Here is a 21268-nt window from a genome sequence, read left to right as displayed (position 1 = left end):
GGGAGGTCCTGCACGGCCATGCAGGCCGTGGATGCCAGAAGCATGGCGAGAAACAGGCTTGATGTCAGGAGAGCAATCGGTTGAAGCCGCTGGTGCATTTACTTCGGGTAGAGAAGGTTGTGGATGTACGCGAGGGATTCAGGGCTATCCCATTCTCTGGGCTCCATGATTCGTTGGCTAAGATATCCGTGAGTATCCACAATCACCGTTGTGGGGAGATTTCTGACCATGAACGCTTGAGAAAGTTCTTCCTGTTCATCCAAGAGGACATCGAAATGTAAACTGAGTTCCTGCCAAAAAACTTTGATTTTTCGTGGACGAATATCGGTGGTAACCGCCAGTAGGGACAATTGGTCTGAAGGGAATTTTTGACGAAGACGTTCTAGCGAGGGCATTTCTTCCTTACAAGGGCCACACCAGGTGGCCCAAAAATTCAAGAGGAGGACTCGTCCTTCCAATTCATTCGAATGAATAGATGTGCCCTGCAGGGTGCGGAGCTGGAATGGAGGAAGGGTTGGGGCGATATCGAATCGGCTGAGAATTGACGGGGTAGAAGAGGTGTTTCCCAAAGCCAGGCGCATTCCCAGGTCTCCCGAAGCCAGCAGAGAAAGCGGTGTCATGGTTTTGGGTGTAACTGAGCCGTCCGCGAGGTGGGAAAAGAAAGAGGCTGGATTACTGTACTCCAACCCGGGAAAACCACTTGCTCCGACCAGGCAATGACGGCTTGTCCCTGGTCATTTAATGCCACGGCCGGACTCTTGGCTTTTTTCTCATTCAACTTTTTCGGGGGACTAAATGTCTGTCCCCGATCGAGGGAATAGGTGAACACAATTTCCCGCCGCACCGGGGATTGCTCCTCCCAGGATACGAGTAGATGGCCTTCTCGATTCACCGCCAGTTGAGGATGATCCGGAAACGTCCCTTTGGACATGTTCAACGCACGTCGAGGCGTGAAGGTTTTCCCCTGATCATCGGAATAGGCTAGATACACACCGGGAGTATCATCAGGGCCTTCCGTATACCAGGTGACATAGAGGCGCCCTTGCTGATCGACTCCCATGGTGGCGGGACGATGGGGACAGCCCTCGTAGACCCATTGATCATTGCCCACGATGACCGGGGGAGAAAAAGATTTCCCGTTATCGGTGGATCGAGACACGACGGTTTCCCTGACCCCACCGGCCAAGACCTTGCGCCAGGCCAGATAGACGGTGCCATCAGAGGCAGTAGTCATATGGGTCCGGCAACAGACACAACTGGACTCGTCAATTTTCAGGTTTGGTGAAAGGGTTTTGCCCTGGTCTTGGGAAAAGACCGTGTAGGTGGCCGGATCTTTCTTCCCTTCCCGGGCATCAAGCCAGGAGATATGGACGGAACCATTGGGACTGACGGTCAAATGATCAAAGGAATGGCCGGTGACGGCTTCATCGTCGTTGACTCGAACAGGAGGAAGAAAGGTTTCCCCCCCATCAAGTGACCGGCTCAGGAGAAGAAGATTGGTAAATAATTTACCGCCGGCATTGGGGTGAGGTGTTGTCCAGGTGATGTACACATCGTTGTTGAGGCCTAATGCCAAGGCCGGTGGTTCGTGGAGGGAGGTGGCGGGGGGGCTGGATGGATTGACTCTGATGGGTTTTGGGTAATGTTCTTGTTGAGGTGGGACCTTGAGATAAAAGACTCCTCGATCTTCCTGCTTTTCTCCGCCCCAGGTGAGGTGAAGGGTCCCGTCTTTATCCAGTTGGGCGGCTGGGCCGGTGGTTTGCATGCCTTGATGGTCGATGATGTGTTTAGCCCCGGCCTGAACCATCGAAGCAGATGGTTCCGTCCCGAGGACTTCGGATATTTCACCTCCCAGGCCCATCGAGAGGACTAGAGAAATGGCTCCAAAAAGTACAGGTTTTATCATGGGTGCCTCCAGGAATATTCGAATGTAGGAAGAATAACGTTCATAATTCCTAAATGTGAGAGTGTGTATTTTTACCAGAAGGGTGAAAGCCTACGCTACTTTAAGGATGTGGAGTTTGCGTCATAACCGCACCGGATGCATATCGATACTACAGTCTTTTTGTTAAATGAAATAATTCGAACCATTCAAATAACATTTCTGGAAAAATCACTGAGTGATGTACTTCAAACTTATTTCTCAAGCCCCAGCCTATTGGGAAGTAGAGGAACCCGGCGAATGACAGGTTTTTCAATAAGCACTATGGATGCCAGGAAAAATGATTGCCCAAGAGATCGAGCCTCATGGGGAGAATAAATAGAAAATCCAATTATGAATTTTGGAATAAAAAGTCAGGGTGAAGGCCAAGGAGGTTGCATGTCCAAATGCCTTCACCCTGAGATGGAGCGGGGTGGGTCAGGGATGAGTCACGCCGCTCCGATTGATGCTGGAAGAGTGCAATAATCTTACAGCAACAAAAACAGATATACCCGGCTTACGACTTCTGATCTACCGACGTGTGCCGATGCTTGCTACATTGAGGCGGTTCAATGGCCGTATGCGTGGAGATCACACTTCCCTGCCCGGTGCGGTTTTTCAATCCTCTACCGGAGTTCTGGAATGAGTGGAGGCAGGAAGGGAACAAATAGGGGAAACCATGGGGTTTCTGGGTTTCTGAAAGGCGCGGCTGGCCCTTCTATTCCTGCCAATCGAATCCGGAGGCCCGTGCCAATTCTTGCGGGGTCTTGAGGCCGGTTAACCGGCGTTCACCGATGATCCACGTGGGGTAGCTTTTAATATCAGCCTTGACGCAGGGAGCAGTGAGAGCGCTTCCTCGTCCTCCAGAACTACATTCCACGTAAGGAAGCCGTTTGGCGGACGAAAGAAATTCTGCTTTTTGTTCCTGGCAGCGTGGGCACCAATAGGCACCGTAAAACTTGGCACCGGTTTCATTGAGGTGGATGGCTAAGGCTTGAAGTTGGGGATCTTCCGGGCCGGCGGCTGCGTCGAACACCCCGCTATAATGCAAATGAAGTCCGCCGACGATGACAAGGCCGATCACGGCTGCCTCTTTCAGTGATTTCGTCCAATCGGGAGGCCGTCGAGTGAGAGCCAGACCAAGGATTGTCGTGATGATGGCAAATGAAGTCAGGCAATATGGACAGGTGGCTTCGATCTCCACGACCGAGATGATGGTCAAGTAGGCGCTGACCGCGAATCCACTCATAGCCACGTAAATCAAAACCGATCCGCTACCGGATTTGCCAAGGCCGGACCAGGCGAGCCCCGCAATCACCACATAGGTCACGAAGCCCCACAAGGCCATGGGGATTCCCAGAAAGGTGGCCCATCGGCTGCTCTGCACAATGTCGCAGCCCGAGCCCTCGCTGCAAAATGCCGGATGAACCTCGAACGAGGCTGTATAGGTCAGGTAAGCGGTTAATATTAGTCCGGCACCGGCCAGAATAATGATGAGAAGGTCGAGGAGGGTTTTCGAACCTGAGAACATGGAAGACGGAGTGTTAGATGGCTTTCTTGCTGTGTCAGGGCCGACTGATTGTGACTGTCGTTTGGATTTTGCCATTGTGTGCCTTGCGATCGAGTGTATCATGGGCTTCTTGCCATTGAAATCCCGACTATGTATCAAATACTCCCGACCGTAGCGGAGACTTTTGCCAAGGTCATGTCAGGCCGGTATTCCTCCCGATGTATTGCTGATCACAGAATCAAAACTCCAAACGGCTTGTTGCTTCAAGGCCCGACGTAAGAGAGGGATTTTGAGGTCTCTTAGGAATCTTGAGGCCCTACGCCGAAACTATGTGCCGGGAAATGTATTTGGGCGCTGTTGAACTGTGTTGAGGAAGGAAGAGGTGGGGTGCGCATAGAAGTAGGGTGAAGGCCTAGGAGGCTGCAGGCGCGCAAACCACCTTCACCCTACTCGTCCAAGGTTGGAGGCCGGTCCGTCCCTGGATGTTCTACGCCGATTCGTTCTGCCCCTAACCAGGAAACGATGAACGGGCTTGGCTAATGAGCCGCCTGAACTCGTTTCTCAAATATTCATCATACCGGTGCACAAAGTCTTTGGATGCTCACAGGGGTAAATGACACCCCCGGCAGGTCGTATAATTGACCTCCACACGTTCGTCATTCACCTTGAACGCTGCGTAAATCCAGTCGCCGCTTTTTACATTCTCCGGTGCGCCTTTTCCCCAGCCTGCTTCTTCTTGAATGACAGAGACCCTGGCTGCATCCGGCTTCACCAGATTTCCATCCGCCACTTTTTCGAGTGTCCCTTAGGCATTTTCTTGGCGTTATAGACTTTCATGATAAGGATGCTGCCATTGGCAAACGGTTGGCCCGCTTCTGCGCTTGCCCCTGTGGGGTTGATATAGAGGTCGCGGACGGCGTCCGGTTTTTAAATCCCGTGGAGAAATGCGGCATAGGATTTGTAGTCGGCGGGAAAGACTTATTCGCCGACTTTCGGTGTGGAGCCGGATTGGGCCGCAATTGGCATGGTGGTGGATGCTCACCCTAGAACCACTAAAGCCAGAAACGTGATACTCATTCTCTCCATGTTTCTTTCCCTTCTTTTTTGATATCTCGTCCGGTGGACGGAACCGACACATTGTGACAAGTCATATTCAGAACGTTGATACGGTGGCTCCAGCATACGATGGACCCTACAGCCCGTCTACAGATGGGTACTGTCTGTTGCTACAGCGAGATGGTCCATATTGTATACCGCCTTTATTCCCAGAATTTTTTGGGTTAGGGATATTCCGAAGACACATAAAAGTTTAATGGATTCATCGCCTGATAGCTGACGTTTGTGCCCATTCCCGCATCGGGATCGATAAATCCATCGGCCATACCGGTTTCATACCAGGTGAATGCAAACGATGCCGTGGGATCACTATTGAATTGATGGACCCGCTGGGCGAATGTCCTCCTGGCCGCTTCAATCCGGTCAATTTCCTCGTCCGTACCGTATACGACAATTGGTGGATACGGACGGCAGGAATCGATGGCCGCGTAAAAAACCTGACGGAGGTGCAAAAATGTATTAAGAGCCGCGTTCCCTATTCCTTGTTGTGGTTCGGGAAGTGAGGTGAGAAATCTGCTCCGCGCTACTCCTTGGGGATGCTCCGCCGTAAAGATCACGGCATAATTCCGATCAAAGGCAATCGCGCCTTGGTTGACGACTCCATCGCTTAAATCCTGCAATTTGATGAAATGGACATACTGTTTGATTCTGGCTTTACCCGATTCAGAAGGCACAAATTGTCCGGGAACCCGGCGAATGACGAGATCTCGATATTATGCCACTTGAATCCTGATGGATTTGTCATGGCCGCTGCTTTGACAGAGGGCCGGGCTGAAGGGGCGTGGATCCAGTCGAAGAGGAAGTATGTCCTGATCATTTGCGAACCCGTGGCCTGTACAGACCATGAGAAGGACGATCAATAGTATGAAACGGAAGGGGAGTCGGGAAAAGATAACGCAACCATACCACATGTGAGAGTGCCTCCATTGCCTTTTCACTAAAGAATGCATTGAGGGAGTATTGAAAAATGCCACCAACGGCGTTCTCGCCGTTAGTCGTGCTCACGTACTCCTTCGTACGCTCTGCTCGCCGAAGCGGCTGCGCCTTCCCTTCGAGAAGCCTCAGGATTGGACGAGCTTTTTTGAACACTCCCTTATTTTTCCTATGTGGGTTTATGTCAATGCTCTGCTGTTGAAAAGGCAAATATTAGAAATATTCAACAGTCCCATAGAAGAAATGAGCGGGTCTCTGCGTCTGTTCGAGACACACAAGTGGATTGAGACTATGCGAGAACCGATAACTTCCTCTTTCATCAATGAGGGAGCCGTTATGGATCAGACGACAAATCTAGGCGGAGAGAAAACGAGGAGGAGCACGAGAAGAACTATGGTGATGGCGGAAGAAATCCGGTGCGGTTGGTTTGAAGAGCGGAAGAACGCCCAACAGCGAAAACGTACGGGGAATGTCGGCTGACAGCGTCTGAAGGCCTTGCCCGGCTTGACACGTCCAGCTACACCAACTGTTCCCATGAGTCTGCTGATCATGATGACCATGGTGTATGTGGAGCGGAGTCGTATAGGCAAGGCCTCCGGTTACGAGCAGGAAGCACATGCTGAGCATGAACGCGGCAAGCGACTGTGTGGGAGTGGTTTTCCGCATCGTGGTCTATGGCTTCAGCGTCAATGTCGATGACCTCTCGTCAGGCTAGCTGTTCCTTTGCAGAGTGTCTACGGACGAGTACTCATCGATGCAACATTTCACTTCATGCTCATTGACATTCCGTAATAGCGAACTCCCAATGATCTTTTCGATTTTGTTGAATCAACGTATCAATAGAATCCCGAAAAATTCGTAGGCTGCCTTTCCCAATTTTTGTCGCCTTCAGGCGATCCTCTTCAACCCATCGGTAGATAGTCCATCGGCTGACATTTAAGGTTTGAGCGGCTTCACCGACACGCAAGAGTTGTTTGTCCATGGGTTCTCCTTCCGCAGCATTTATGCTGTGTCATACGATTAACGTTAGGTGATCGTGTCCGGTTGTTGACAGAGGAGTCCGGCACGATATGGTTTTAATCGGGTTGAGCGTGGTTTCTTCTGGAGCGCCAGACATTGAATTAATGGGGAATGGAGATCATGCAAGCATCAACCATTCTGCTCACGACGAAACGCTGCTCTTGAGATAAGTGTTCAGGGATGGATTGGTTGAGAGTCCCAATCTATCCTTGAATCAAAAAACGAGCGGGCGGGCCGCGAGGAGAGAAAGTGTGCACGGGGAAGCTTCGAGGAAAGGTGAATGCGGGTTTCAGAGCCCAGAGCAGGAGGGGAAGAACCAGCGCCGACCATTGAGGAATCGAACCGGCACCTGATGCGATTTGGGCGACATGACAGGCCCACGAGCAAAGAAGAGAGAGGGATTCGGCCGGGTGGGAATGATGGGTGGGATTGGGATCAAGGGACCTTGACGCACAGAAGGCCCCCGCACCCAGGAGCACGACGTGTAATCCAATCAATAGCACGATCAGGCCAGGTGCCAATCGAGAGTATAGATTGGTGAATGGGAATGATGAGGGGTGCTTCATGGGATCCGGGCGTTTAGGGTTCCGAATTGGGTTTTGTGGCAATTGCCATGTTTGGAATGCCGGCCAATCGAATAATATCCATGACCTTAATGACCTGACCATGGGGGACCTGTTCATCGGCGTTAATGACGACCGAGGGGTCCGAGTCGGTTTGCCGAAGGCTGGTCAGCCGGATTTCCAGATCCGAGAGTTCAATACGGTCCTTATTGTAATACAGCGTTCCTTCATGGGTCAGTGTGAGGGAGATTTGATCGGGAACCTTATCCGTTGCCGAGTCGGCCGTCGGTAAATTGACCGGCATCCCATGTTGAATGGTCATGGACAATGTCGCGATCATAAAGAACACCAAGAGAAAGAACATCGTGTCGATCATCGGAATGATTTCGATGCGGGCTTTCTTCTGTGTGGCGGTAGATAGTCTCATGAAAATCTCATTGCCTCGGTCGTTGTGATAAACAGGTTATCAAATAGGGTAAATTGCATTCCAAAAAAATCGTCATACTTAAGTTCTTGGCCTATTGAGCGTCACACCTAGAATAACGAACTAGGTGTGACAACCTCAATATTCCATATACCTGCACGATGGTGTCTAGAATGAATCGTTTAATTAAATTTCCATTCGATCCCTCCAAACCCGCTGATCCCCTGACCTGGGTTGAAATACCGGCCCAGACTGTCATTGACGACGACAGCACCCGCATAGGTTTGATCGGACAGGTTTCGTCCCTCTGCGAAAATGGACAGGTTCTTACTGTAATTATAACCTGCCTTCAAATTGACGATGAAATAAGCCGAGTTCTTAGCCGTGTTTAAGCTGTCCACGTAATATCCAGCGATGATCCATTCAAAATTCGGCGCGATAAAAAATCCCGCCGGATGGTCATAGCGTAATTCCCCGGCAAGTTGGTGCTCGGGCGCGCCGGGAACCCGATTGCCGTCCTTGGCCACCAAGAATCTTTGAGTTCCATTTTCTCCTCCGCCGTACACGTCATCTGTAAATTTAAATAACGACCACGTATAGGCGGTTCGAACGGTGATAGTGTCGCTTTGGTTGTTCGGACCCTGAGCCAGCAGTCCGTTGGCCACCACCATGCTGCCTCCTGCTTCAATGCCTGTGTGTCGCGTCCCTTTGGCATTTTGATAGGTCGGTTGGTTATTGACATTAAATGTCAGAATTTCCTTTTGCATTTCCAGGTTATAGAAGGTGAGGTCCCAGGTATAGCGGTTATCCGCCGTGCTGCCTCGTGTACCGATTTCAAACTGCCAGGCCCGTTGCGCATCCAGGTTGATGAAGGGGCTGGTGGGGACGGAGCCGTCGGGGTTGATCGATGAGGTCAATTCGACATTGATGGGGGGTTCGTACCCACGGCTGACGTTTCCGTAAATTTGCGAGGTCGGGGTGGTTTGGTACACGAGCCCCATCTTTGGGATAAGAGCATTGAAATGACGTACGCCGGTATCGCTGGTACTTAAATCTCCCGTAAAGGGACTGAAAAGTTGGTTTCTGCCCTGCCGGATGCTGTATTCCCAGCGTCCGCCTGCAATAACAAGAAAATTATCGGTTACATTGAATTGGTCTTCCAGGTAGGTGCTGAGATTGGTCGTCTCCAACGTAAGATTTTGGGTCTGAATTCCGCGTTTGCCTAAATTGTTGACAAAACGCCGTTGATTCGTGTCCCCGTATCGTGGCTGATTGCCGATGAGGAACTTGTTTTCATGTCCGAAAATCGGATGTGAATTGACGTATCGAATTTCCCCTCCCACATTATAGTTGTCTTGGACGATCGTTTGAAAAATAGGATGATCCACGTACTGGTAGGAATAATAGGGGATAATCTCAAAAAACTGGTGGGCGGCGAATTCGTTGCGATAGGCGGCCCCGACTCGGATATAACTATAGTACCGCCCCCATTTGCACGGCTCGTTTGGACCGCAGGAGAACGGACTGATTCCCCCCAGGGTGTTTGCCTGTCTTCGATCGGAATCCAATTGCTCTTGAGTGATTGACCCGGGGAGTGCTTCTGACACTTCGGCTCCCAGGATATAGGCGCGCACTTCCTGGTGATCACCGATCTGAAATCCGAAGTTGGCATTTAACCGCCCGCGTGCTTGTTGGCTGTGATCCTGGAAGCCGTCCTGATGATTGCCCGACGCGCTGATATAGTAATCGGCTGTGGTGTCCATGGTGCCAACCTTAAATGGTTTGGTCACCTGCCCGCTGGAGACTTGTCCGGAATAGAGGCCGAAACTTCCAGCCATTCCACGCGTCTGGAAGAGCGAGGCGTTGTAGCCTGTCCGGGGCACAAAATTGATGGCTCCTCCCAGGGTATTGGCTCCATACCGGAGGGCGTTGGATCCTTTGTACACCTCGATACGCTCATAGGCCATCAAGTCGATGGATTCGAAATCGGAGAATCCGTCCGCATCGCCAAAATAGATCCCGTTGATGAGAATGTTGATTCCACGATGATGAAAGTTGTTTCTGAGGGAAGTTCCGCGGATTTGGAATTGGCCCTCGTCGGCCCCGAACCGGGATTGGAATCGCACACCCGGGGCAAATTGAAGGACGTCGGTTAAATTAAACGCACGGGATTCTTTGATTTCTTTTTCCGGGATCAGGATGGTACTGGAAGGTCGACGAGCCAGTTCTTCCTTGACCGCATCGATGTTCTCGATACGTTGCCCTTCCACGGTGAGTGTCGGCAGTGTTTCAATTTGCTCGTCAGCCCTGCTGAATGGAGGTTGGATCAGAAAAAACTCCGTCAACGTAAACATCATCACGCTGATGATTACATTAGGAAATATCACACATTTGTGGTTGTTCATCGGTGCATAAATCCTTTCCGGAACCTATGAAAATGGATCGTGATCAGAGCAAACAAAGGCCTAGCCCTGATGAAAAAAATTATGGATTGGTTGTGAAACGCGGGACTTTGGTTAAACTGGAGGGCCCCGAGCGAGAGTCGGGCTCAGAGTGGCCTGCGTCGGGATTCTGAAAAAGAGGTAGACGACTCCGACAATGAATAGGGTGAGGGTAAGTAATGCCTGGTGGGTCGTGTCGGTCGAGTTCGCCTTCGAACTGACCTGACAGGCCCATGAGCAGAACGAGGAATGGGAACTGGTGCTTTTGGAATGATGACTGATTGGAGAATGTTGGATCTTATGAGATGCCACGCAATACGTGGCTACGCTCACCAGGGCGAGATACACCACCGCGAAGATGATTGAAAGGAGTTTAATGGGGCGCGGCATTAAGGGAAGGCTTGATGGCTTGATAGTCATGTTGAAGCTTGTAGGTCTTGTGCCTTGAAAAAATCTGGTTTTCTCAGAACGAGTCGAAGGTTAATGCCCATGTTTGCCTGTGGCATCTGCATTCTGCGTTTCGCTCCATGAAAGAGGGAAGCCTTGCTTGAGACGAAAGATAATGTTTCGAACCTGTTTAAAGTCCTCAAGCGGATTGCCCTGTAAGACAAGAAAGCTGGCTTCATATCCCTCCTCTAATCGCCCAATCTTCCTGGAAGGAAAAATCGTCTGAGGAGTGGTCTCACTCCACATTTTCAGTAAGGTCAGGTTGTCAAATATCCCCATTTGATGAAGGTGCAGCGCTTCAGATAAAGCCGTTTCCGCATGGTCACTTCCGATGGCAATGGTGACCCCGGCTTGCTGCAGTAAACTGAGATTATCCTTCTGAATTGCACGAGCAACCTCACGGATATTTACGGTTGATTGTCCTTTGTGGTCAACGGTATTCGCAGGGGAGTGGGGATGTGCTTCCGAATCAGACTGATGGTGTCCCGCCGGATGAAAATGCTCGGCGACGGTCGTCGTGACAATCACGGTCCCGTGTGCGGACGCTAGTTGGGCATCCTCTTGGGTTAACTCCACGGCTGATTGTTGAGCGGGTGAAGGGAGATACCATCCTGGGAGATGGGCAATCTCATCGACCTGCCCCTGGATAGCTGTCCGAAAGTCGGCGGCTGTTTCAATGTGTGCAGAAACTCGTAACCCTTCCTGATGCGCATGCGCGACAATCGGCTCGATGAGCTGCGGATCCAGACCGTTCCGAAACCCATGAATGGTGGAGCGGGTGCCGTTTTTAAAATGTTCCGAGTCGCCAAGATACAGCTTTAGGAAATCCGGCTTGGTGGCCATGATCGTCGGCCACTGTTTCTCGAAATTTTTCAATGAAGAGATAGGGAAGTAGGCCCGACCGTTGAACCAAACCTTTTCCCGTTTACCAATGACCGGTTCATATCGATGGGTGCGAAGTGTGTTTTCATAAAGATCGATGGGATGACCGTTAGGCCCGGTGAGGCCGGCATGAGCAAAGACGACATCAATGGTCGTTGGTGTGTTGAGTTTACCTCGGATTTGTTCCACCAATTCAGAAATGTTATTTGGATTTTTCACATAAAAAATACCATCCCGCACATAATGACTGATGACCTGGTCGATGTTCCAGGCTCCTTCGACATTGTGGGTGTGGGCTTCACCAAACGGCGGCACCACAAAACCGCCCTTCAGATCGATGGTCTGTTCAACTGACTCGGGTTGGAAGCGGGTGAGTGAGCCCTGCACGGCATACCAGGTATCCTGAGTGAAGCCTTGCCCATCAAACCATTGGCCATTGATAAAGGCATAGGTCTGGGCCGTATTCCCATCGTGTACTGATTCGAAGGGTGGGATTTGTGGCGGATGGGTGGTCGCGTTGCATCCCAACAATCCTAATCCAACAATGAGGAACAGGCTGGTCATGTACAACATGGCATGCGTCGCCTGCTTGCTCAGACCCCATTGTCTTTTAGCCTCAACGATTGCGCTCCGATTGGTTTCAGGCATGGTAATTGAGTGAACCTTCCGGTGGCCGACCAGGATCCTTTAGCGTTGTTGTCCTGGAATTTTTATGACCGCCCGTATTCTGAATATGAGAGTTAGGAGCGTCCCAGGAATGACTGGAGTTTTGTGGCATATAGTTCAATACGCTCGGTTTCCCGTTCGACCAGGGAAAGAAAAAAGTTGTAAGGAATGAGCGTAATGACGGCAACCCCGATTCCTGCGGCGGTGCAAATGAGTGCTTCGGCCACCCCCCCTGTGACCGCGTGGGGATTGCCGAGTCCTGTTTTGGACATGATGCCGAATGAATCGATCATTCCAATGATTGTCCCTAGCAGTCCCAGTAAGGGCCCCAACGTGATGACCGTATCGAGGACGGATAACCCGCGCTTTAACCGAGAGATCTCGGCGATTCCCGTAGCTTCCATGGCTTTGTCAGGCTGTTGGTCTCGATGGAATATCCCTGCCGCAAGCACGCGGAGTGTGGGGCTCTGACGCTGTTCAGCCAAGGCCAGCGCATCGGTCCATTTTCCCTGTTCGACCAGTTTTATCATCCGGTCCGCCAAGCGGCTAAAGCGCAGCGATCGGAATTGGAATCCCCGTTCGATACTGATGGTCAGAGCTAACAATGAGCAGCCTAAGATGGGGATCATCATCCATCCGCCACCCATTAGTATTTGAATCATGCCTCGTTTCCCTTCTTCTTGCGTGGCTTAACTATTCAGGTCAAATTTAATCGGGATGTCGACCCATTTAGCGATGGGAATGTTCCCGTCTTTCGCTGGCAGAAATTTCCAGTTTTTAATGGCTTCTCGGGCAGCCAAATCTAAGGCTTCATGACCGCAGCTCTTTCGAATTTCCACCTGGCTCGGAGCGCCATCGGCGGTAATCAATGTTCGGACAATTACCGTGCCCTCCCAACCAGACTCCCGCGCCACACGGGGATACAATGGCTTGGATGAGGCCACGATTTTCGGCTTGGAAGTTGAGGATCCGCCCGCCATTGGTGGCGGAGTTTTTAATGCCGGACGAGCCGCCGGGCTTGGCGGAGGCGGCAGTGTGTGTAGGGCTCTTGGTTCGCGATTGTTCATTGGTAAGGGAGTTCTGGCAGTGGGTTGTTCCTGCTGTGGCGGCGCTGTTGAAAGCGGAGGCCTTTGCTGGTGTTGAGAAGGCACTGCCATTTTCATCATTTGACGACTCTTTATGGCCTGCTCCGTTCGCGTGTCTTTGAGCATCGGCTGTGCCTGCATCGGTGGCGCCGGAGGAGTCAGAGGTTTGGATGGGGTCTGTTTGATCGATGCCTGCATCGGTGGCGCCGGCATGGACGGTGTAGGTTCGGTCCGGGGGGGCGGTGGCGTTGGTTTTGCAATTGGTTTTGCAAAATGTGGTGTGGTTGGCGTGAGGGGTTTCGTGATCGGTTGTGGGGTGGGACTGATCTCTTGGAGAGCCGGGACCAAAGTCACCTGAACCGTCGGCGAGGGGTCATTCAATGCGGGAGGACTTGGCATATAGGCCAGGGCTGCAAGAATGGCGGCATGAAAAATGGCGCTGCCCAGAGCGCTCAGGAGAAAAACCCGATTGTTCACATCAGAAGAGGAATCTTCAATCGTGGAGTTCACGATTTGCTCCGTTGTAATAATGTTTGAATTCGTTCGTCCTGTCCCCCAAGCTTCAAGAATTCTTCGTAGTGTTTGAGAGCTTTTTGGGGAGTATTGCGATGAAACTCATACAACATGCCAAGATTATAGTGGGCTTCGGCCAACTGATCATTCAAGGACAAGGCTGTTTGATATTCCTTCTCTGCTTGATCAATTTTTGATAAGGCTGCATAGACGACTCCCAGATTGACGTGTGCCTCCGAATTGTTGGGATCGAGTTTCGTGACTTGTTCAAACGCTTGCGCCGCTTCCTTGAAGGCTTCCTTTTGCTGGTAAAGGATGCCTAGGTTGAAATAGGCGCTGACTAAATCATGGTTTAATTTGACGGCATGTTGGTAGGCCTGAATGGCGTTGTCCACGTGATCAGATTGTTGAGCGAGTGATCCGGCCATTAACCATCCATTGACATACGTGGGATGGAGGGAGACGAGCTGGTCGACGTAATGTTGGGCTTCATCAGGCTTTTGTTCCTGGGCCAGCCAAAACGCGATGCCGTATAAGGAATCGACGCGCTGTGGCTCGAGTTCCAAGACGGCCTGATGGGCCTTGATGGCTTGCTGCGCTTGTTGTTGTTGATCATAGAAGGCTGCCAACGCGATGCGGGCCTCCGCAAACTTGGGATAGGCCTTTAAGGCAAGATTGAATGATTGTTCGGCTTTTGGGAATTGGGCCTGTTGCTGGTAAATAGAACCGAGATCCACATAGGCTTGAGCAAATTGGGGATAGGCCTCCACCGCCCGTTGCAACTCCATGATGGCCTTAGCAGGCTGATCAAGATTATTGAGGATTAATCCCAACAGATGGTGCGCTTCAGCATATCCCGGGTACAAGGTCAGCGCGCGCTCTAAGGGGGCAATGGCCGCAGTCCATTGTTGGTGTTCATAGGACGAAAAGGCCTGAGCCAGAAGATCATGGGCTTCTCCAGCCTGACTTGAGGGGCTGCCCAGACCGAAATGGGTGAGAAGGAGAAAAACCGCGATGAGTCTGAGATTTGGGAAAAGAGGTATCATGGGCTGACCTTATTAATAGTGGCAATATTCCACAGGTTTATTGAAGCAAATCAAATCGAATGGGTAAATCCACAGTGGACGCAACTGCGAATTCTCCATTTTTTGCTGGTTCAAATAACCAGCTTTTTACCGATTGCACGGCACTCTCATCCAGGAGAGAAAATCCCGAACTTTCTTGCACTGTGGCATTCTTGACTATGCCATCGGCGGTTATCTGCGTTCGTAACACCACCTTCCCCTGCCAGCCTTGCTCTCTGGCCATTCTCGGATAGAGAGGACGTTCGGTTTTCAGGGGTTTGACACTTGTCTTTCGCCCGCGTGTTGTTCCGATATGGTCCAGGAGAACACGGGGCATGGGCTGCTGTGGCAGGTCGACGAAATGGAGATCGGGAACAGCAAGGTGGTGAAAGGTCGTGGAGGTCCCTGAGTGGTTGAAAGAGGGCAACGGAAATGAATAGGTTATACTGGTTTTTGTCACCGTTGTTCCAGTCACTTCAATGACCTCCAGTGTTTCAATAGGTTCTGAGCTTTCAGGTGGGTTTCCTGCCAAAGAAATTGGGTTGGTGGTCAGCGTGCACCAGAGAAATAAAAAAATATAGAACATCATATTGTGCCGACGTACCATTAGACCTCTTCCTCTTAAGTAACTTGACGACTGGTCGTGTTGCCTTATATCCACCGTTTATCTTTTTATTGTTTCGGGTATCGGCATATCGAGAAAAAACCCGGCCAGCGTTTTTGCCGGTAAAAAATCACTCTCCCCTTAAGAAGTTTCCCTCTCGTTCGGTCTCTCCTGATCAGGAAGATATACGTAGCCACCTTCTCTGATCGCGCTCTGGGGAACCGTTCTCCAACTCCACTGGCTTTGGTGAAAACGGTTTAGGAGACAAACTTAATCTGATTTTACCGGGGTGGAGCTCTGGTTGTAAGAAAATGCGTGGAAACGAGAGAAGGGACTGAGGGAAAAGGCCATTCAATGATGGTAAGGAGTTGAAAACTGGGGGAAATATCCAGGTTGTCTCCGGAAATGGTTTGTGCCGCAGCGCACATCCAGGAGCAGACTCCAGTACTGTGGGTTGTTGGTGTGTGATGATGGGTATGGTCCGTAATATGCGAAGCGTAGGTCCGATGCATGCTCCCCATGATGAGGAAGAGCATCAGAATAAAAACTATGGTGAGACTTTTTCGATAGGTCATGGTATCAACAGATCAGAAACGACTGAAACCCTGGCTAATAATGGAAACTTATGCTAGGGAAATACCAAAGATTCTGTCAAGCAAATGGCTGGCCGCCGCATCGTGTCGGCGTTTGTCACATGATGAGCGGTTGCCGCCATAAATCCCTTTCTCCTGAGTTGATTCCCACCGGCAATTCGGTATACTAAGACAACTGTACGGTTTGGAAAGGTGTATCTAGTCCTTCATCCCTATCCATCGTGAGTTTCTCCAACCCTATTTCTGTATCCGAGGTGTAAGGTCGATATGTTTGTTCGTCTATTAAATATCCTGTTTGGAAGCAAAAATGATCGAGAGCTGAAGCGGCTCAAGCCACAGGTGGTTCGAGCCAATGAAATTGAAGGTTCGTTGCAACCTCTTGATGACGCGGGATTGGCGGCAAAGACTTCAATTTTTAAAAAAAGACTGGAAGCCGGAGAGACCTTAGACGATTTGCTCCCGGAGGCGTTTGCCGTGTGCCGGGAGATGTCCAAGCGCCGGCTTGGCATGCGCCACTTTGATGTCCAGTTGTTAGGGGGTATGGTTTTGCATCAGGGCCGCATTGCTGAAATGCGCACGGGCGAAGGAAAAACTCTCGTCGCGACCCTTCCCGTCTATTTGAATGCCTTGGAGGGAAAAGGGGTTCATCTGGTTACCGTCAACGATTATCTGGCCAAGCGGGATGCCCAGTGGATGGGACCGCTTTACCATGGCTTAGGCCTATCAGTCGGCACCATTCAACATGACGCCTCGTTTTTATTCGATCCGACCTATGATGCGCCCGATAAACGGTTGCAATTTCTTCGACCGTGCTCTCGACGTGAGGCCTACGGGGCCGATATTACCTACGGGACCAATAATGAATTTGGCTTTGATTATCTAAGGGATAATCTTGTGGTCACGGATTTGAGTCAAGGCGTTCAACGGGAGTTAAACTTTGCCATTGTTGACGAAGTTGACAGTATTCTCATCGACGAAGCTCGAACGCCGCTGATTATTTCCGGTCCCGCCGAACAAAGCACAGACCTCTATTTCCAAGTGGATCGAATAATTCCTCACCTCAAACGGGAAGAGGATTATACGGTTGAAGAGAAAACAAAAACGGTGTCGTTGACCGAGGAAGGCAATGCGCATGTTGAAAAACTTTTGGGTGTCGATAATCTCTATGACTTGAAACACCTGAGTTTGGTGCATCACGTCATTAAGGCTCTCCAGGCCCATGTGCTCTATCACCGGGATGTCGAATACGTGGTGAAAGATGGCGAAGTGATGATTGTGGATGAGTTTACCGGTCGATTAATGCCGGGACGGCGCTGGAGTGATGGGCTTCATCAGGCGGTGGAGGCCAAAGAAGGTGTAAAAATTGCTAACGAAAACCAGACTCTGGCATCCGTGACCTTCCAGAATTATTTTCGTATGTACAATAAGCTGGCGGGCATGACCGGGACAGCTGACACTGAAGCCGCGGAATTCGCGAAAATTTACAACCTCGAAGTGAATGTGGTGCCCACCAATAGCACCATGATTCGAATTGATAATCCGGATGTGGTCTACCGGACGGAAAAGGAAAAATTCGAAGCCATTGCCGACGAGATCAAAGAGTATCATGAGAAGGGCCAACCGGTTCTGATTGGCACGATTTCCATTGAAAAATCCGAGCGTCTTGCGGCCTTATTGAAGCATCGGGGCGTGAAGCATCATGTCTTGAATGCCAAATTCCATGAAAAAGAAGCCGAAATCATTGCCCAGGCGGGGCAAAAGGGTGCGGTGACTATCGCGACCAACATGGCCGGCCGAGGCACCGATATTTTATTGGGAGGCAATGCTGAAGCGCTTTTCAAACAACAGGTTATTTATCGGGGGGAAGATCTGACGGAAGAGGAGCAACAAAAAGCCTACGCCACGATTAAAGCCGCTTGTGATCAGAATAAAAAGGAAGTGTTGGCTGCTGGAGGGTTACATATCGTCGGGACCGAGCGTCATGAGAGCCGTCGGATCGACAATCAGTTGAGAGGCCGGGCGGGTCGGCAGGGAGATCCTGGGTCCTCACGCTTTTTCCTGTCCTTGGAAGATGACTTGCTTCGTATCTTTGCGTCTGAACGGGTCTCAAACCTCATGCTCAAGCTCGGCATGGAGGAGGGGGTGCCCATTGAGCACAGGATGGTCACCAAATCCATTGAAAACGCGCAAAAGAAAGTCGAAGGCCATAACTTTGAAATTCGCAAACACCTTCTTGAATATGATGATGTAATGAGTAAGCAGCGGGAGGTTATCTATAAACATCGACGGAATGTGTTACATGCCACCGATGTGACAGAAGACGTTTTCGGTATGATCGAGGAAGTGGGCGAGCGCCTCGTCGATACCTATTGTCCTGAGGAGCAATATGCCGAGGAATGGGATATTGCGGGATTGGTCGAATCGGTGCAGGGACAATTCGGCGTGGATGTGATTCAAGCGGATGAGATCAAAGACGTCGGTCGAGACGCGCTGAAGGAAGAAGTTCCAGAAAAATTAAAGCAGGCCTATCGAAACAAAGTCCAATCCTTAATTCATGAGCATGGCGCTACCGAGGATTTAGTGCATTATGTGGAGCGCACGATTCTGCTTCAAATGATTGACCATCATTGGAAAGATCACTTGTGGGGAATGGACCAATTGAAGGATGGAATCGGCCTGCGCGGGTATGGGCAAAAGGATCCCCTCGCCGAATATAAGCGTGAAGGCTATGACATGTTCGCAGGTATGATGGAACGGATTAAAAATGACACCTTAGAACGGCTCTTTAAATTTCAATTGGTCCGCGGGGAACGACCTGAGCCTGAGCGTGAAACGCCCCGCCCGGCGCAATTAAATTTGAACCGCGGCGGTGAATCCGCCGCCACTCCTCAACAACGCACCGTTCAACGTGCCGAAGAGAAAGTCGGGCGGAACGATCCCTGCCCATGTGGGAGCGGGAAAAAATACAAGAAATGCCATGGAACCTAACACCTGAAAGGCCCTCCTTGCTCTGCTCCTTGATGCCGGTCTTGTTGTGACGGCACTCCCTTACTGTTTACCACTACTCTTCCTTTCTCTCCTGACCAGGATCGTATCCATAACATATTGAATTTATTGTTGTTTATTGCCTTAAAAAGTACGAAATCGCTTGACTTGGCTGAAGGTAGGCCGTTATCGTAACCGATTCTCAGTAGGCATATTGAAGGAGTGACCATAGTCCATTCGTGCCATCCGAACCACAGAAAATACAGAGTAAACCAGACCTTATGGAGAAGATTTTGTCTGAAATTGGCCTCCATGGGCCCATGAGTTTTGCGCGTTTCATGGAATTGGCCCTCTACGATGTTCCACATGGATATTATATGACTAAAATGGTTGAACCTGACCTTTCCTCCTCAGACCGAATCGGATGGGATGGTGATTTTTTTACTGCACCCGAACTCTCCCCCATTATGGCCAAAACATTGGTTCGCCAGATTTTGGCTATCGATGACCAGTTAGGCCATCCCCCTCAGTTTACTTTTATGGAGATTGGTGCAGGGAACGGAACCTTTGCCTTCGATTTCATTCAAGAATGCCGAACGATCGCTTCTGATTTCTTTTACCGCCTCTCTTATCAAATCATCGAGCGGAGTTCCCATCTCCAATCGCGTCAGGCAGCCAGGCTTAGCACCTTGGGGAGGAAGTGGGGGGAAAGTCACCTGAGTTGGAAGTCTGCCATAGAGGAGGTTGACTCGGATTCCATAACCGGAGTTGTCTTTTCCAACGAATTAGTTGATGCGTTACCTGTCCACCGGGTCCGAATGGCTGACCAACGCCTTCATGAAATACGTGTGGCCTACAAAAGCGGGCGTTTTGTTGAATGTCTGGATCATCGTCTGTCTCCGGAATTGATCGAATACATCGAGACCCATAAGGTAGCTTTGAGTGAAGGGCAAACCTCCGAACTCCATCTTGCCGCTGAGCGTTGGATGAAGCAAGTGGCTCGCCTTTTACACCGCGGTATCGTCATGACCGTCGACTATGGTCATACGCATCGGGATTATTATCGGTCCGACCGAAAGGACGGGACCTTCTTGTGTTATCATCGCCATGCTATTTCGACCGATCCGTATGTAAGGGTTGGAGAGCAGGATATGACGGCTCACGTCAACTTTTCCGCCTTGGCAAGCGTCGGGATGACCAATGGGTTGGACCTCGTCGGATTGACGACTATGGCCAATTGGCTGATCGGATTAGGAGTCGAAGAATTGGTGCGAGACCAAGATCAGGAGTCTGATGATGTAAGGGCGTTAGCGCATTTATTACGTCCGCATGGTATGGGGACAACGTTTAAGGTTCTGGTTCAGCGAAAAGGGATGGAGGCTTTCGCCCTTCAAGGGTTGCGTTATCCGGCTTTTTTTGATGACGTGGTGTTCTCGAATTGAAGAAAGCGGAAAGGAAAGATGGTAAGCGGAATTAGGGTAGTGAGTATGACTCATTTTGGAATGAGAGTAATCTATGGGTAGTGAACCGGTTCCTTTTAATTATCTCCCCATCATCATCTTTATGGTTCTTGGGATACTCTTTGGAGTCGGATCCTTTGTTGTGGGGTGGATTGTCCGTCCAAGCCGGCCTTACCGGGCGAAACTGCTTCCATACGAAAGCGGCGCTCCGTTGTTTATGGACGCCAGGGTGCAGTTTCCGATGCGTTACTACATCATTGCCATGCTCTTTGTCATTTTTGATATTGAGGTCGTGTTCTTATTTCCTTGGGCGGTGGTGTTTAAGAAGCTTGGCCTTCTTGGCCTTGTTGAAATGGGAGTGTTTCTGGCCATTCTCATTGTGGGATTCTGGTATGCCTGGAAAAAAGGTGCGTTAGATTGGGATTAAGAAAAATAGGTCTTTACGCCTGGAAATAACCGCGGTTCACCCAGTACAATGGCACCCCCATAGTTCGGGGGTAGCCAACGAGCCACATACAGAACATTGAGGTACGCAGGATAATTTATATGGGCATGCTTGAACGACAGCTTGAACCGAATATCATTACGACTAACCTGGACTATTGTATTGCCTGGTGTCGGAAGTCAGCCCTTTGGCCGATGACCTTCGGGTTAGCCTGTTGTGCGATTGAAATGATTGCCTCGGTGTCTTCCAAGTATGACATCGATCGTTTTGGAGCCGGGGTGTTTCGTGCTTCACCACGCCAGTCCGATTTGATGATTGTGGCTGGGACGGTTTGTCGGAAAATGGCACCGGTGATCCGTCGAATTTATGATCAAATGGCGGAGCCCAGATATGTGATCTCCATGGGATCCTGCGCGACATCCGGAAATCATTACAATAGTTACAGTGTGGTTCAGGGTGTGGATCAAATTGTCCCTGTGGATGTCTATATCGCAGGTTGTCCCCCAAGACCTGAGGCACTCATGGATGGTCTTATTAAACTCCAAGAAAAAATTCAGAAAGAAAAATACTTCGTGAAATAGCTCTGGAAGTTGTGT

Annotated in this window: 20 protein-coding genes; 4 read left to right on the top strand and 16 right to left on the bottom strand. The window is 50.4% G+C overall.

Translation table 11 applies throughout. The annotated features are described in order from the left end of the window. Nucleotides 1-98: 98 nt before the first annotated feature. From LX98_RS14855 to LX98_RS14780, 16 genes are all read right to left on the bottom strand, one after another. Nucleotides 99-620 carry a redoxin domain-containing protein gene (locus LX98_RS14855; RefSeq protein WP_496429643.1) on the bottom strand — a complete coding sequence of 174 codons (522 nt, stop codon included), beginning with the start codon at nucleotides 618-620 and terminating at the stop codon, nucleotides 99-101. Then, nucleotides 617-1906, bottom strand: coding sequence for an exo-alpha-sialidase (locus tag LX98_RS14850; protein WP_496429642.1), 1290 nt, complete (start codon nucleotides 1904-1906; stop codon nucleotides 617-619). Before LX98_RS14850 ends, LX98_RS14855 begins: the two co-directional genes overlap by 4 nt. A gap of 733 nt (nucleotides 1907-2639) precedes the next feature. Further along, nucleotides 2640-3527, bottom strand: coding sequence for a vitamin K epoxide reductase family protein (locus LX98_RS14845; RefSeq protein ID WP_496429641.1), 888 nt, complete (start codon nucleotides 3525-3527; stop codon nucleotides 2640-2642). A gap of 505 nt (nucleotides 3528-4032) precedes the next feature. After that, nucleotides 4033-4221: a hypothetical protein gene (locus LX98_RS14840; protein ID WP_496429640.1), complete on the bottom strand. Its 189-nt coding sequence runs from the start codon at nucleotides 4219-4221 to the stop codon at nucleotides 4033-4035. A 490-nt stretch (nucleotides 4222-4711) separates the two neighbouring features. Continuing rightward, nucleotides 4712-5221: a hypothetical protein gene (locus LX98_RS14835; RefSeq protein ID WP_496429639.1), complete on the bottom strand. Its 510-nt coding sequence runs from the start codon at nucleotides 5219-5221 to the stop codon at nucleotides 4712-4714. Between the two features lie 613 nt (nucleotides 5222-5834). Beyond that, a complete protein-coding gene (locus LX98_RS14830) occupies nucleotides 5835-6146 on the bottom strand; it encodes a hypothetical protein (protein WP_496429638.1) in 312 nt (103 codons plus the stop codon). A gap of 109 nt (nucleotides 6147-6255) precedes the next feature. Further along, on the bottom strand, nucleotides 6256-6462 hold the full coding sequence (locus LX98_RS14825) for a helix-turn-helix domain-containing protein (RefSeq protein WP_312646678.1): 207 nt from the start codon (nucleotides 6460-6462) through the stop codon (nucleotides 6256-6258). 617 nt (nucleotides 6463-7079) lie between these two features. Next, nucleotides 7080-7490 carry a biopolymer transporter ExbD gene (locus LX98_RS14820; protein WP_496429637.1) on the bottom strand — a complete coding sequence of 137 codons (411 nt, stop codon included), beginning with the start codon at nucleotides 7488-7490 and terminating at the stop codon, nucleotides 7080-7082. Nucleotides 7491-7669: 179 nt separating this feature from the next. Then, on the bottom strand, nucleotides 7670-9892 hold the full coding sequence (locus tag LX98_RS14815) for a TonB-dependent receptor domain-containing protein (RefSeq protein ID WP_496429636.1): 2223 nt from the start codon (nucleotides 9890-9892) through the stop codon (nucleotides 7670-7672). Nucleotides 9893-10003: 111 nt separating this feature from the next. Beyond that, nucleotides 10004-10348: a hypothetical protein gene (locus LX98_RS14810; RefSeq protein WP_496429635.1), complete on the bottom strand. Its 345-nt coding sequence runs from the start codon at nucleotides 10346-10348 to the stop codon at nucleotides 10004-10006. 60 nt (nucleotides 10349-10408) lie between these two features. Then, nucleotides 10409-11905 carry an amidohydrolase family protein gene (locus LX98_RS14805; protein ID WP_496429634.1) on the bottom strand — a complete coding sequence of 499 codons (1497 nt, stop codon included), beginning with the start codon at nucleotides 11903-11905 and terminating at the stop codon, nucleotides 10409-10411. A 92-nt stretch (nucleotides 11906-11997) separates the two neighbouring features. Continuing rightward, a complete protein-coding gene (locus LX98_RS14800) occupies nucleotides 11998-12585 on the bottom strand; it encodes a MotA/TolQ/ExbB proton channel family protein (RefSeq protein ID WP_496429633.1) in 588 nt (195 codons plus the stop codon). Between the two features lie 27 nt (nucleotides 12586-12612). Continuing rightward, a complete protein-coding gene (locus LX98_RS14795; RefSeq protein ID WP_496429632.1) occupies nucleotides 12613-13518 on the bottom strand; it encodes a TonB family protein in 906 nt (301 codons plus the stop codon). Then, nucleotides 13515-14567 carry a tetratricopeptide repeat protein gene (locus LX98_RS14790; protein ID WP_496429631.1) on the bottom strand — a complete coding sequence of 351 codons (1053 nt, stop codon included), beginning with the start codon at nucleotides 14565-14567 and terminating at the stop codon, nucleotides 13515-13517. Before LX98_RS14790 ends, LX98_RS14795 begins: the two co-directional genes overlap by 4 nt. Nucleotides 14568-14604: 37 nt before the next feature. Continuing rightward, nucleotides 14605-15192 carry a TonB family protein gene (locus LX98_RS14785; protein WP_496429630.1) on the bottom strand — a complete coding sequence of 196 codons (588 nt, stop codon included), beginning with the start codon at nucleotides 15190-15192 and terminating at the stop codon, nucleotides 14605-14607. Between the two features lie 278 nt (nucleotides 15193-15470). Next, nucleotides 15471-15764 (bottom strand): hypothetical protein, encoded by a 294-nt coding sequence (locus LX98_RS14780; RefSeq protein ID WP_496429629.1) that lies wholly within the window; start codon nucleotides 15762-15764, stop codon nucleotides 15471-15473. Nucleotides 15765-16049: 285 nt separating this feature from the next. Between LX98_RS14780 and secA the strand changes: the two genes are divergently transcribed. The 4 genes from secA to LX98_RS14760 all read left to right on the top strand — a co-directional run bounded on the left by secA (nucleotide 16050) and on the right by LX98_RS14760 (nucleotide 21253). Next, nucleotides 16050-18770 carry a preprotein translocase subunit SecA gene (gene secA / locus LX98_RS14775; RefSeq protein ID WP_496429628.1) on the top strand — a complete coding sequence of 907 codons (2721 nt, stop codon included), beginning with the start codon at nucleotides 16050-16052 and terminating at the stop codon, nucleotides 18768-18770. 290 nt (nucleotides 18771-19060) lie between these two features. Beyond that, nucleotides 19061-20209 carry an SAM-dependent methyltransferase gene (locus LX98_RS14770; RefSeq protein WP_496429627.1) on the top strand — a complete coding sequence of 383 codons (1149 nt, stop codon included), beginning with the start codon at nucleotides 19061-19063 and terminating at the stop codon, nucleotides 20207-20209. A 73-nt stretch (nucleotides 20210-20282) separates the two neighbouring features. Then, on the top strand, nucleotides 20283-20654 hold the full coding sequence (locus tag LX98_RS14765; protein ID WP_496429626.1) for an NADH-quinone oxidoreductase subunit A: 372 nt from the start codon (nucleotides 20283-20285) through the stop codon (nucleotides 20652-20654). Nucleotides 20655-20773: 119 nt separating this feature from the next. Then, a complete protein-coding gene (locus LX98_RS14760; RefSeq protein WP_312646695.1) occupies nucleotides 20774-21253 on the top strand; it encodes an NADH-quinone oxidoreductase subunit B in 480 nt (159 codons plus the stop codon). Nucleotides 21254-21268: the final 15 nt, after the last annotated feature.

The organism is Nitrospira marina (assembly GCF_059568365.1).
The sequence above is the reverse complement of the archived record's forward strand: the minus strand, read 5'-3'. Positions and strand labels throughout refer to the sequence as shown.

What these genes read in the sequence shown, in the direction of transcription:
- LX98_RS14850 (WP_496429642.1), bottom strand. Translation starts at nt 1,906, where the DNA reads ATGATAAAACCTGTACTTTTTGGAGCCATTTCTCTAGTCCTCTCGATG.
- LX98_RS14810 (WP_496429635.1), bottom strand. Translation starts at nt 10,348, where the DNA reads ATGACTATCAAGCCATCAAGCCTTCCCTTAATGCCGCGCCCCATTAAA.
- LX98_RS14815 (WP_496429636.1), bottom strand. Translation starts at nt 9,892, where the DNA reads ATGAACAACCACAAATGTGTGATATTTCCTAATGTAATCATCAGCGTG.
- LX98_RS14820 (WP_496429637.1), bottom strand. Translation starts at nt 7,490, where the DNA reads ATGAGACTATCTACCGCCACACAGAAGAAAGCCCGCATCGAAATCATT.
- LX98_RS14760 (WP_312646695.1), top strand. Translation starts at nt 20,774, where the DNA reads ATGGGCATGCTTGAACGACAGCTTGAACCGAATATCATTACGACTAAC.
- LX98_RS14765 (WP_496429626.1), top strand. Translation starts at nt 20,283, where the DNA reads ATGGGTAGTGAACCGGTTCCTTTTAATTATCTCCCCATCATCATCTTT.
- LX98_RS14805 (WP_496429634.1), bottom strand. Translation starts at nt 11,905, where the DNA reads ATGCCTGAAACCAATCGGAGCGCAATCGTTGAGGCTAAAAGACAATGG.
- secA (WP_496429628.1), top strand. Translation starts at nt 16,050, where the DNA reads ATGTTTGTTCGTCTATTAAATATCCTGTTTGGAAGCAAAAATGATCGA.
- LX98_RS14785 (WP_496429630.1), bottom strand. Translation starts at nt 15,192, where the DNA reads ATGGTACGTCGGCACAATATGATGTTCTATATTTTTTTATTTCTCTGG.
- LX98_RS14780 (WP_496429629.1), bottom strand. Translation starts at nt 15,764, where the DNA reads ATGACCTATCGAAAAAGTCTCACCATAGTTTTTATTCTGATGCTCTTC.
- LX98_RS14790 (WP_496429631.1), bottom strand. Translation starts at nt 14,567, where the DNA reads ATGATACCTCTTTTCCCAAATCTCAGACTCATCGCGGTTTTTCTCCTT.
- LX98_RS14825 (WP_312646678.1), bottom strand. Translation starts at nt 6,462, where the DNA reads ATGGACAAACAACTCTTGCGTGTCGGTGAAGCCGCTCAAACCTTAAAT.
- LX98_RS14830 (WP_496429638.1), bottom strand. Translation starts at nt 6,146, where the DNA reads ATGCGGAAAACCACTCCCACACAGTCGCTTGCCGCGTTCATGCTCAGC.
- LX98_RS14800 (WP_496429633.1), bottom strand. Translation starts at nt 12,585, where the DNA reads ATGATTCAAATACTAATGGGTGGCGGATGGATGATGATCCCCATCTTA.
- LX98_RS14855 (WP_496429643.1), bottom strand. Translation starts at nt 620, where the DNA reads ATGACACCGCTTTCTCTGCTGGCTTCGGGAGACCTGGGAATGCGCCTG.
- LX98_RS14845 (WP_496429641.1), bottom strand. Translation starts at nt 3,527, where the DNA reads ATGGCAAAATCCAAACGACAGTCACAATCAGTCGGCCCTGACACAGCA.